The sequence below is a fragment of the Haemophilus parainfluenzae genome, assembly GCF_900638025.1.
Lineage (GTDB): Bacteria > Pseudomonadota > Gammaproteobacteria > Enterobacterales > Pasteurellaceae > Haemophilus_D > Haemophilus_D parainfluenzae_J.
In genome coordinates, this window is record NZ_LR134481.1 from 1,384,872 (window position 1) to 1,397,330 (window position 12,459).

10 protein-coding genes are annotated in these 12,459 nt (G+C 41.1%); 8 read left to right on the forward strand and 2 right to left on the reverse strand.

Annotation, left to right across the window (positions count from 1 at the left end):
- The first annotated feature begins 44 nt into the window (after positions 1-44).
- Positions 45-1,136, forward strand: coding sequence for a 3-deoxy-7-phosphoheptulonate synthase AroG (aroG, locus tag EL215_RS07015; protein WP_126471110.1), 1,092 nt, complete (start codon positions 45-47; stop codon positions 1,134-1,136).
- Positions 1,137-1,257: 121 nt separating this feature from the next.
- Complete coding sequence (locus EL215_RS07020) at positions 1,258-2,175, forward strand: LysO family transporter (protein ID WP_197721739.1); 918 nt, start codon at positions 1,258-1,260, stop codon at positions 2,173-2,175.
- Positions 2,176-2,262: 87 nt separating this feature from the next.
- Here the strand turns inward: EL215_RS07020 and hypF are convergent, their stop codons facing one another.
- Entirely contained in the window at positions 2,263-4,530 is a 2,268-nt protein-coding gene (hypF, locus tag EL215_RS07025; protein WP_126471112.1) for a carbamoyltransferase HypF, read from the reverse strand.
- Positions 4,531-4,543: 13 nt separating this feature from the next.
- Positions 4,544-4,819 carry a hydrogenase maturation factor HybG gene (hybG, locus tag EL215_RS07030; protein ID WP_005696275.1) on the reverse strand — a complete coding sequence of 92 codons (276 nt, stop codon included), beginning with the start codon at positions 4,817-4,819 and terminating at the stop codon, positions 4,544-4,546.
- 343 nt (positions 4,820-5,162) lie between these two features.
- Here hybG and EL215_RS07035 point away from each other — a divergent pair, with 343 nt between their 5' ends.
- The 6 genes from EL215_RS07035 to EL215_RS07060 are packed head-to-tail and all read left to right on the forward strand — an operon-like array spanning position 5,163 to position 12,447.
- The gene (locus tag EL215_RS07035; RefSeq protein WP_126471114.1) at positions 5,163-5,762 is read left to right on the forward strand and encodes a 4Fe-4S dicluster domain-containing protein; all 600 of its coding nucleotides are present in this window, start codon (positions 5,163-5,165) and stop codon (positions 5,760-5,762) included.
- Positions 5,763-5,798: 36 nt separating this feature from the next.
- Positions 5,799-7,820, forward strand: coding sequence for a hydrogenase 4 subunit B (gene hyfB, locus EL215_RS07040; protein WP_126471116.1), 2,022 nt, complete (start codon positions 5,799-5,801; stop codon positions 7,818-7,820).
- A 10-nt stretch (positions 7,821-7,830) separates the two neighbouring features.
- On the forward strand, positions 7,831-8,793 hold the full coding sequence (locus EL215_RS07045) for a respiratory chain complex I subunit 1 family protein (RefSeq protein WP_126471118.1): 963 nt from the start codon (positions 7,831-7,833) through the stop codon (positions 8,791-8,793).
- An 11-nt stretch (positions 8,794-8,804) separates the two neighbouring features.
- Positions 8,805-10,250: a hydrogenase 4 subunit D gene (locus EL215_RS07050; RefSeq protein ID WP_126471120.1), complete on the forward strand. Its 1,446-nt coding sequence runs from the start codon at positions 8,805-8,807 to the stop codon at positions 10,248-10,250.
- Between the two features lie 15 nt (positions 10,251-10,265).
- Complete coding sequence (gene hyfE, locus EL215_RS07055) at positions 10,266-10,904, forward strand: hydrogenase 4 membrane subunit (protein WP_126471122.1); 639 nt, start codon at positions 10,266-10,268, stop codon at positions 10,902-10,904.
- Between the two features lie 4 nt (positions 10,905-10,908).
- Positions 10,909-12,447 carry a hydrogenase 4 subunit F gene (locus EL215_RS07060; protein ID WP_126471124.1) on the forward strand — a complete coding sequence of 513 codons (1,539 nt, stop codon included), beginning with the start codon at positions 10,909-10,911 and terminating at the stop codon, positions 12,445-12,447.
- Positions 12,448-12,459 lie beyond the last annotated feature (12 nt).

Below are 12,459 nucleotides of genomic sequence, written 5' to 3' on the forward strand. Positions count from 1 at the left end.
GCCATGAGATTTAAGCACAACATTTAAGATTTAGAGAGTGACATATGGCGACGAAGAAAGAAGATATCGAAATAAAAGTTGCAAATGACGATACCAGAATTGAAAAAGTGGATCAGGTATTGCCTCCAATTGCCTTATTAGAAAAATTTCCTGCAAGTGAAAAAGCAGCTGAGTTGGTTCGTGAAACTCGTTTGCATGCCCACAATATTATTCATGGTAAAGAAGATCGTTTACTTGTGGTGATTGGTCCTTGTTCTATACATGATCCTAAAGCTGCATTAGATTACGCTAAACGTTTAAAAGTATTACGTGATGAATATAAAGATACACTTGAAGTGGTGATGCGCGTTTACTTTGAAAAACCGCGTACAACAGTGGGTTGGAAAGGCTTAATTAACGATCCTTACTTAAATGATACGTATCGTTTAAATGATGGTTTACGTATTGCGCGTAAATTGTTATCTGATATTAATAACTTAGGAGTGCCGTCAGCGGGTGAGTTCTTAGATATGATCACACCACAATATGTGGCAGATTTTATGAGTTGGGGTGCAATTGGTGCGAGAACAACGGAATCTCAAGTACACCGGGAGTTAGCGTCAGGTTTATCTTGTGCGGTAGGCTTTAAAAATGGCACAAATGGTGGCGTGAAAGTGGCTCTAGATGCAATGGGTGCAGCAGAAGCTTCCCATTATTTCTTATCCGTAACTAAATTTGGTCATTCTGCCATCGTTTCAACAAAAGGAAATGAAGACTGCCACATTATTTTACGTGGTGGCGATAAAGGCCCTAACTATAAAGCAGAAGACATTGCAAAAGTGTGTGCAGAGATCGAAAAATCAGGTCGTATTCCACATGTAATGATTGATTTCAGCCATGCGAATAGTTGCAAACAATTCAAAAAACAAATGGAAGTTTGTGAAGATGTCAGTCAGCAAATTACAGGCGGTTCAAAACAAATCTTTGGCGTGATGGTAGAAAGCCATATCGTTGAAGGTCGTCAAGACTTAGTTGATGGCAAAGCTCAGACTTACGGGCAAAGTATCACTGATGCTTGTATCGGTTGGGAAGATACAGAAATCGTGTTAAAACAGTTATCCGATGCTGTATTAGCTCGTCGCCAAGTAAATGGCTAATCAGTTTTGTTCTTAGATGATTAGAAGTGAGGTCGATTTTGAGCGCACTTTTTTATGTGTTTTGAAAAAGGAGGGGAAAAGGGGTATGCTAGCGTCAGTGGAATAATAAGGGAGAAGTATAATGCAGGATATGATAAATGGTTTATTAATTGTCTTAGTACCGATGGTGTTAGGCTATCTACTGAAGGTCAATAATAAATCCTATATCGCAAAAATAAATCATATCGTGATGTTTTTGCTTTACATTATTCTTTTCTTAATGGGTTATTTACTCGGCCAGTTAGATGATTTAGAACATAAACTCCCTATTATTGGTACAACCGCATTGACGCTATCGGCGATCATTTTGGGATCCAATATGATTGGTTTGATGCTTTATGATCGCTTTAATCCGGCTGAACCACTTAAATCACAAGGTAAAATTGACTCTCGCTGGCACTCCTTAATTGACTCTCTCAAACTTTCCGGCACAGTGGTAATTGGTACCCTTTGTGGTTTCTTATTCAAATCCTATCTCATGTTACCTACAGGTATTAATCTGTATGTATTGATTGTACTGATTTTCTTTGTAGGGATTCAACTAAGAAATAACGGCATTTCCTTGAAAGAAGCCCTTTTCAATAAACGAGGTTTCCAAACGGGAATGGTGTTTACGTTTACCTCGTTACTAGGGGGCGTGATAGCTGCTTTTGTTTTAGCGATGCCTATTACTCAAGGACTGGCGTTTGCCTCTGGAATGGGGTGGTATTCGTTATCCAGTGTAGTATTGACCAATGCATGGGGACCGGTGCAGGGCAGTATTGCCTTTTTTAATGATTTATCCCGTGAAATAGTCAGTTTATTTGTCATCCCATTATTTATGCGTCATTTTCGTTCAACCGCGATTGGAATTACGGGGGCAACTGCAATAGATTGCACTTTGCCAATTATCCAAAAAGCGGGAGGCATTGAAGTCACGCCAATTGCGATTTCATTTGGCTTTGTGACGAATATTCTGCCACCATTGTTATTGGTTTTCTTTTCCAGTATTCCGCTATAAAAAGATAAAAAAGAAATACAAAAAACAAAAGAGTTAATCGTTATTTTTCGATTAACTCTTTTTCTTATATTTTAATATTAGGGATTATCAGTTTCTATGCATGGCAATAACAGCCTGACCTAAACTGAGACCTCCATCACCCATCGGTAGTTTATGCGCACTCAGTACGTGGAATTCGCTCAAATTTTCTTTTAATAAGCGACGTAGCAGTTGGTTATGCATCACACCACCAGATAGCACGATGGTACGGCATTGGTGTTGGCGTGCTTGGTTTGTAGCAAGTTCAGCAAAACCTTGGGCGAGAGAATAATGAAAGGCAAAGGCTTTATCTTCAACAGAAGCATGATAATTCAACCAACTTTGCCAAAAGTAAGCCAAATCCAGTTTATTGCCGATAAGCGGCATTTTTACAGGAATATTGACCGCACTTTCCGGTTGTATGGCAAAGGATGAACTATTTGCCAGAGCTTCGAGATGGCAAGCCGCTTCACCTTCCCAAGAAACAATGCTTGGAGCAATACCGAGATCATAAGCCACTGCATCAAATAAACGACCCGCAGATGATATAGGTGGACAATTGAGTCCGCGCTCAATGGCATTGACTAATATTGGCCAATTCGGTTCAGTGCAAGTTTTGGTGAGTATTTCTTGCCATTGTGGCACAAATTGATGCAGGTGAGCCAGCCAGTTGCGCCAAGGTTGTTTCGCAGCAAGATCGCCACCTGGTAGAGCAACAGCAGGTAGACCACCTAAATATTGACTATGTTGATAATCAACGAGTAGGCATTCGCCTCCCCAAAGTTGTCCATTTTCGCCCATGCCGATACCGTCTAGAGCAAGACCAATTACTGGCTCATTACAATTGTGCTCGGCCATCACGCTGACAATGTGTGCATGGTGATGTAGTACTTCGATGGTGGGGATTTGTTGCTGTTCGGCAAGTTGTTTACCAATGGAAGATGAAAAATAGCCAGGGTGAGCATCGACAGCGATGATGTCTGGTTTAAATTGATAAATACTTTGAAATAATTCAAGATTTTCACTTAATTGTGACCGCACTTGTTCATTTGCTGTGTCGCCAATATGTTGGCTTAGTATGGCTTTATTGTGACGTAGTAAGCAGAATGTATTTTTCAGATCAGAACCTAACGCTAACACATTCTTCGTGCTTTGTGTTTCAAGTGGTATTTCATCGGGTACATAGCCACGAGCACGACGTAGCGTTTCTAATCCATCGAAGGCAACGCGAACAAGGCTATCATCGGCACGTTGTAAAATATCGCGATTGTGACAAAGATAAAAATCAGCTAAATCATTTAATTGTTCTACCGCATATTCATTCTTCAGTACGGGAGGTTGTCCGCTTGCGTTAGCAGAGGTCATGACTAGCGGACGATTAACTGCGCGTAACAACAAATGCTGCAGTGGGTTACTTGGAAGCATCACACCAATTTCCTGTAAGTTTGGCGCGATGTTATCGGTAATATTCGGCACTTTGTGTTTTGAAATAAGTACAATCGGCGCAGCACTACTGGTTAGCAATTCTGTTTCTTGAGAACTCAAATCTTGTAAAAACTGCAGGTCAGGCACCATAATGGCTAATGGTTTTGTTGGACGATGCTTCCGTTGACGTAATAAATTAACGGCCATTTGGTTATTTGCATCACAGGCTAGATGAAAACTACCTAAGCCTTTAACTGCGACGATATGACCTTGTTGCAATAAAAGTGCGGTCTGTTTTAGCGCAGTTTCATGAGTAGCGAGTGTTTGTTCTCTATTTTGCAACCAGATATGGGGGCCGCAAACAGAACAAGCATTGGGTTGTGCATGAAAACGACGATCAGCGGGATCTTTATATTCTTTTTCACATTGTGGACAAAGTGGAAAAGAAGCCATTGCCGTGTTTTTTCGGTCGTAAGGAATTGCCTTGATGATGGTAAAACGTGGACCACAATGGGTGCAGTTAGTAAAAGGGTAATGATAGCGTCGGTTGTTGGGATCGAATAAGTCGGATAAACAATGTGGACAGGTCGCTGCATCGGGAATAATTTGCGTGTCCATTTGATTGTTTTCACTTTCCCGGATAGTAAAGCCTGTTATTGCAGTTGTTTCTGGCCAATCAATGGCGCGCTGAGTAATATCGGTAATTTGCGCGAGCGGTGGGAGTTTGTTTTGTAGGTCGGACAAAAATTGCTCGAGTGCATCTGTTGGAGGAGAGACAAAACGAACTAATACGCCTTGTCCATCATTATTGACATCTCCGTTTAACTTATATTGATTTGCTAGAAGCCAAACAAAAGGGCGAAATCCCACACCCTGAACTTTTCCTTTTATGCGTAATTCGATCCCTTGCATAACGCAACCCTATTTATTTTTGATTTAAGCCAAGAAAATCACCGACTTCATGTTCTAGTTGACTCATGGCAATTAAGGCTTCTTGCGTTTGTTTAGCCTCTTCTTCATCGATAATTGTCATGGCAAAACCCACATGCACGAGTACCCATTTACCGACCAAAGGTTTTGGGTCATCCTGACAAATTAATGAAATATTAACTTCTCTTTTAACTCCGCACACATCGACTACAGCAAGCTGTAATGCGCTGTCAGCTACTTGAATGATCTGTCCCGGAATACCTAAACACATAATCTGTCCTTAGTTAGAATGTTTATGAGATGAATTGTTTATTGTGAGGCAATAAACATACTACTAAAGGGAAATTTTATCACGTAAGCATTTAAATTTGTATAGCGATATTTCAAATAGGACAATGTCTATTGTTGAAAATCCGTTCACATTTTTAACATAAAATTATTATGTTTTACTCTTATTTAACAGGGGCATCGCAGTAATAGAAAAACAATGTAAATCTTTTGATCTTAATCACAATTTTTTGAATTACTTCTTGAGCTTTACTTTTCGTCAGGAGTATCCTTAGTCCTAGAGTGGTTATTGTAGAAACGTTATTTACATACAAGGAGGGGAATGTATGAATCGTTTTGTAATCGGTGATCCGAAGGATTGCATTGGATGCAACACCTGTATGGCCGCTTGTAGCGAAGTGCATAAAGCTTTCGGATTACAATCTTTTCCACGCTTACAAGTCATGCGTAATGACGATGTAACCGTGCCAATTCTCTGTCGTCATTGTGATGATTCACCATGTGCTACCGTGTGTCCTGTACACGCCATTACACATATTGATGACACCATTCAACTTAACGAAAGTCTCTGTATCGGTTGTAAACTTTGTGGTATTGCTTGCCCATTCGGTGCAATTACCCAACATGGTTCAGCACCGATTGACGCACCAACCTATTATGAAGGATTCTCCTTCACTGATGCGGTAAAACGAGATATTCGTACTGCACCAGATAATACGGATTTACACAATATGTTGGCATGGCAACCTGGCGTAAAAGCCATTGCGGTGAAATGCGATCTTTGCTATTTCCGTGAAGATGGTCCGGCTTGTGTACAAACCTGTCCGACCAAAACGTTATTTATTATTAGTGATGAGAGTATCAAACAGGCTAATGAAAGAAAACGTGAAATGGCAATGATTTCTTCGCCAGCTATCCCAAGATAATTAGTGTGTTTAACTTGTAATCAATGGAGTGATATTATGAGTTTACCAATCAATTTACTCATCACGGCCCTGTTGATTTATGTCGTAGGTGCGTTTATTTCGCTCGCAGTGAGACGAAACGAACAACTTTCAATCAATATATCCGGCGTGACCGGTGTACTTGCTGGAGTGTTAGGTATTGTTGCCTGCATCCCCGTTCTGATCAGCAGCGACACAGTCGTTGATGTTTTCAAAACCCCATTTGAATTTGCCTCGTTCTCCATCCGTATTGACGGATTGGCAGCCTTTATGGTGTGTGTCATTTCTTTATTAGTTATTGTGACCGCACTTTATTCTTTCTCTTATGTAAAAGAATATAAAGGTAAAGGCGCAGGTTCCATGGGTTTCTTCATGAATTTATTTATCGCTTCCATGGTTGCGTTAGTTACCAGCGATAATGCGTTCTACTTCCTTGTATTCTTTGAAATGATGTCATTGGCATCTTATTTCTTAGTCATTACCGAACAAGATGACAACGCCGTAAATGCAGGCTTGCTTTATTTCTTTATTGCGCATGCTGGTTCGGTATTAATTATGATCGCCTTCTTCATTTTCTACTGCTATGCCGGTAGTTTTGAATTTAGCGCATTTCGTCAAACCACTTTGCCAGCACCGCTTGCCTTTACCGCTTTTATTTTGGCATTTTTAGGTTTTGGCGCCAAAGCAGGTATGATTCCATTACACAGCTGGTTACCGAAAGCTCACCCGGCTGCACCTTCTCATGCATCTGCAATGATGTCTGGTGTGATGGTAAAAATTGGTATTTTCGGGATCATTAAAGTGGGGATCGATCTTCTTGGCTCTACCAATGTTTGGTATGGCGTTATCGTACTCGGTTTCGGTGCAGTCTCTTCCGTACTCGGCGTACTTTATGCCTTGGCAGAACATGACATCAAAAAACTCTTGGCTTATCACACGGTAGAAAATATCGGCATCATTATGATGGGTGTGGGCGTTGGTATGATTGGTATCGCAACACATCATCCTGTATTGGCTACTGTAGGCTTACTTGGTGGGTTATATCACTTACTTAATCATGCCGTATTCAAAGGCTTGTTATTCTTAGGTGCAGGTTCTGTAATGTATCGCTTGCACACTAAAGACATGGACTTAATGGGTGGCTTAGGCAAACTTATGCCTTACACTGCATTCTGTTTCTTAATCGGTACCATGGCGATTTCTGCATTGCCACCGTTTAACGGTTTTGTCAGTGAATGGTTTACTTATCAATCCTTATTCACCTTAAGTCAAAGTGATGATTTCGTCTTAAAACTTGCCGGTCCAATTGCCATTATTATGTTGGCATTGACGGGTGCGTTAGCGGCACTTTGTTTCGTGAAAGTGTACGGCATCAGCTTTGGTGGTGCACCGCGTAGCGAAAAAGCAGCCAATGCACGTGAAGTGCCAAAACCAATGGTAATTGCGATGGCGGTATTAGCGTTATGTTGTGTATTGTTAGGTATGGGTGCATCTGTGGTAACGCCAATAATTGCGAAAATTTCGACCGCACTTGCTCACAGCGAGCCGCTAATGTTGGCTCAAAATGGTGTGGTGGTCGCGCAAGCTGAACCGCATACCGTGCTTTCAACACCGATGGTGACTATCATGCTATTGGCATTTTTCTTCTTGCCATTTAGTTTTTATGCCTTCACCAAAAATCAACGTTTATCCGATCGTGCAAAAGGCAATCCATGGGCTTGTGGTTACGCTTATGAACAAGATATGGCGGCTTCTGCGGGTAGTTTTACTCGTCCGTTACGTACGATTTTCAAACCGCTTTATACCTTGCGCGAAGTATTGGATCCTGCACCTTTAGGTGATAAAGGCATCCAAGCGGTAATTAAAGGCGCAACAAAAACAGAACCTTTCTGGGAAGAAAAAGTGACCATGCCGATCGCTCGTTTTATTCCTTGGTTAGGAACTAAAATCCAATGGTTGCAACAAGGTGATTTTCGTGTGTACTGCGTGTACTTCGTGATTGCCTTGGTGGCAATACTACTTTCCATTGCGTTGATGTAGGAGGTTGAAGATGATTACGTTACCTTCAGAAATTGCAACATCTGCCGGAATGTTTGTTTTTGCCATTGTGCAAGCCTTGATTCTGCTTGCCCTTGCACCATTATTTTCCGGTATTTCACGTATGATCCGTGCTCGAATTCAATCTCGTCGCGGTCCAGGCGTGTTACAAGATTATCGTGACATTGTGAAATTAATGAAGCGCCAAAACATTTGGCCAGACAATGCGGGTTGGGTTTCTAAAGTGATGCCTTATGTGCTAATTAGCACGGTGATGGTAGTTGCCATGAGCTTGCCTTTATTTACTCGTGTTGCACCATTTGGCGCTGGCAGTGATTTAATCACCGTGATTTACTTATTCGCCTTGTTCCGTTTCTTCTTCTCAATTGCAGGTTTGGATTCAAACAGCACATTCTCAAGTTTAGGGGCGAGCCGTGAAGTCACATTGGGTGTTTTGGTGGAGCCAATTCTCATGTTGGCATTCCTTGTGATTGCTTTAATTGCGGGTTCAACCAATTTTGCGGTTATCGGTAATGCGCTTTCCGAAAACACTTGGCAATATCCAATTGCGACAGTAATTGCTATTGCCGCAGCATTCTTCGCCGTGTTTATTGAAATGGGTAAAATTCCATTCGATTTGGCAGAGGCTGAACAAGAATTACAAGAAGGTCCATTGACTGAATACTCTGGTCCGGCACTTGCCTTATTAAAAGTCGGCTTAAGCTTAAAATCAATGGTTGTAGCATCTATCTTTGTGAGCGTGTTGCTTCCGTTTGGTATCCCGACAGAGATGAGCTTAAGTGCGGTCATTTTAGGCGGTGTTTTATTCTTCGTGAAATTATTCGTAGTGTTCGTATTGGCTTGTGTCTTTGAAAATACACTCTCTCGTACCCGCTTTATGTTAACAGGACGTTTAACCGTAGTCGGCTTCGGCATTTCTGTGTTAGCGTTTGTATTTTACTTCACAGGGTTGTAAGGAGGACAAATATGGAACGTTTAGCTCTGATTACAATCATTTTACCTTTCATCGGGGCGTTTATTGTTGGTTTGAACAAAAAACACTTTGCTCAAATTGCCACTGTATTTGCAGCGCTTGCTACGTTAGGAACCATGTTAGTTGCTGGACAATGGTTTGCCGATGGCCATCAAAGTGTCACTTATGACATTGTCGCGTTTGATAAAACCGCGATCTTTGGTGTCACTCTTGATGCAGTCAGTACATTAATTGCCTTTGCTGTTGTGGCCTTAGGTTTCTTAATCTGCTTATATTCTTGTGGTTACTTAACCGATAAAAACCGCGAACATCCACATAACGGATTACCACGTTTTTACGCGTTCTTGCTTATTTTTATCGGTGCCATGGCGGGCTTGGTGTATTCCTCAACTTTAGCCGGACAATTGTTGTTCTTCGAAATTACTGGGGGATGTTCTTGGGCATTAATCAGTTATTATCAAACACCAAAAGCGCAAGCCGCTGCGATGAAAGCGTTGATTATCACCCATGTGGGGGCAATCGGGTTATATATCGCCGCAGCCTATTTATTTAGCCAATCAGGTACTTTCTCGATTACTGCGTTAGAACATTTAGATCCGAGTGCGAAAACAATCGTGTTATTCGGTGTGATGTTTGCCGCATGGGGTAAATCAGCACAATTACCAATGCAAATTTGGTTGCCGAATGCGATGGAAGCACCAACACCGGTGAGTGCGTATTTGCACGCCGCATCAATGGTAAAAGTTGGGGTATATATTTTCGCTCGCTCTGTTATGTCTGCTGGTGAGATTCCACATATTGTGGGTGAAGTCGGCATCATCATGGCGATGATTACTTTAATTTACGGCTTCTTGATGTACTTGCCACAAACTGACTTAAAACGTTTATTGGCGTATTCAACCATTACCCAACTGTCTTATATTTTCATTGGGATTTCTCTTGCTGCATTAGGTTCTAAATTGGCCTTTGTTGCAGCGATTAGCTACATCTTCAACCATGCTTTCGCGAAAAGCTTATTCTTCTTGGTTGCGGGTTCATTAAGTTATGCGACAGGAACTCGTTCTATGCCATTACTACAAGGCATTATGCGTACAATGCCAGTGGTAGGGGCTGGATTTGGTGTTGCGGCTTTGGCTATTGCCGGGGTACCACCGTTTAACGGATTCTTCAGTAAATATCCATTATTTGCGGCCGGATTTGAATTAGGCCATGAATATGGTTGGATTACTTGGTTAATGGTGCTTGCTTTAGTTGAATCTACCGCGACATTCGTATGGTTGTTGTATAAATTCGGACAATGTGTCATCGGTAAACCATCAGAAGCGGTTGCCAATGCACAACCTATACCATTCTCTATGCGCTTCGTATTAATTGTATTAATGGTGATGTCCGTGGTGTCCAGTTTTATCGCCGCATATTGGTTAGGTTTGGCTGGTTAGGTTAAGGAGGAATCTATGTTAATGATAAATGGACTTGCGTGTTTACTCATTATTACCTCTCTTTGCGTAATTATGGTTCGAACCGCCAAAAAAGCTGCGTTATTTTACAGTTTGCAATCGTTGGTGTTGGTATTACTGTTTGTCTATCTTGCCAATGAAATGCAAGCCCATGAACTTTATATGTGGTCAATTAGCGCATTTATTACCAAAGTATTTTTGGTGCCAGCAATTTTAATCTATGCGATGAAAAAAGTTGATGAAAGTCAAACTCCAGCTGGAATAAATGTCGCTTGGTTGATCCCGATCACAGCAGTGATAGTGACATTGTGCTACTTTGTCGTTGTCCCAATCGATTTGCCGTTGGTTGCCCATCTTAAACCGGCATTATCAGTGTCATTAAGTCACTTCTTATTAGGTTTAGTGTGCATTGTTAGCCAACGCAATATCGTAAAACAAGTATTCGGTTATTGTTTGATGGAAAACGGTTCTCATCTCACATTAGCCTTATTGGCAAATAAAGCACCTGAGTTAGTGGAAATCGGAATTGCCACAGATGCTATCTTTGCCGTCATCATAATGGTGGTGTTGGTAAACAAAATTTACCGCACATTCCACTCATTAGATGCAAAACAACTTATGAGTTTGAAGGGGTAACGCTATGTATGAACAATGGATAATCGCGTTATTAATCGCACCTTTAGCAATATCACTTGCCAGTTTCGCTTGTGGCGTGACAAAAACACGGACAATTTGTACCGCACTTCATGTTACAGGTTTGATTTTGATGTTGGCATTCACCTTACAAATTATTAATGGTGTGCTGACTCAGGGAGAAATCAGTGCATTACATAACTGGGTTTACATCGACAGTCTATCTGCTATTTTCTTAGGTCTTATCGCTATTGTTGGGACTTTAGCGGGTATTTATTCTATCGGCTATATCGGTACTGAATATCGAGAAGGCCATCTTGATTTGAAAACATATTGCAATTATTACGGCTTTTTGCATTTGTTTTTCTTCACTATGATTATTTCTGTGATCACCAATAATGTGATTTTAATGTGGGCAGCCATTGAAGCAACTACATTAAGTTCTGCGTTCTTGGTTGGCACATATAAACAAAAAACTTCTCTTGAAGCCGCATGGAAATACATCATTATTTGTTCAGTTGGGGTGGCGTTTGGATTGTATGGCACAATTTTAACGTTCTCTAATGGTACGAATCTTTTGGCGGATCCAAGCCAAGCTATTTTCTGGACAGAAATCAATCAACAGGCAGCGGGTTTGAACCCGATGCTTATGTATCTTGCTTTTGCCTTTATTTTGGTTGGCTTTGGTACTAAGTGCGGTCTATTTCCAATGCATACTTGGTTATCTGATGCGCACAGTGAGGCACCAAGTCCTGTGAGTGCGATTTTATCAGCGGTATTATTGAACTGTGCCATGTTGGTGGTATTGCGCTACTACATCTTAGTTTCTAAAGCAGTTGGTCCAACTTACCCTCAAACCTTATTATTGGTATTCGGTTTACTTTCTGTATTGGTTGCGGCCTTGTTTATTATCGTTCAATTCGACATCAAACGCTTATTGGCATACTCCAGTATTGAAAACATGGGTTTAATTAGCTTTGCTTTTGGTTTAGGTGGTCCAATAGGCGTATTTGCTGGGTTATTACATACCATTAACCATAGCTTGGCGAAAACCTTGCTGTTCTGTGCTTCAGGTAACATTTTATTGAAATACAAAACCCGTGATATGAACCAAGTACGTGGTTTATGGCGTGTGGCACCAATGACAGCAGTATTATTTGCCGGTGGTGCATTAGCACTAGGTGGTATTCCACCATTTAACGTGTTCGTCAGTGAATTCAGTATTGCGGTTGCCGGTATTTACGCAGGTAAAACTTGGTTGGTCGTTTTCTGTTTAATTTTACTCACTATTGTGTTAGCTGGATTGTCTTTAATGGTATTAAAAACTGTATTAGGCAAACAGCCAGATAATGTTGAAGTGGGAGATGTGAACAAAATTTCACTCGTGGCGATGGCAATTTTATTGTTATTCATGTTTATTATGGGTATTCATATTGCCGAACCAATTTTGCAGTTATTAAAAAGTGCGGTCGGAATTGTACTCGGATCTGAACACGTGTCTTTTGGTGAAATGTTAGTTTTACCTTGGCAAAGTTTAGCACAATGATCGACAGGAGGG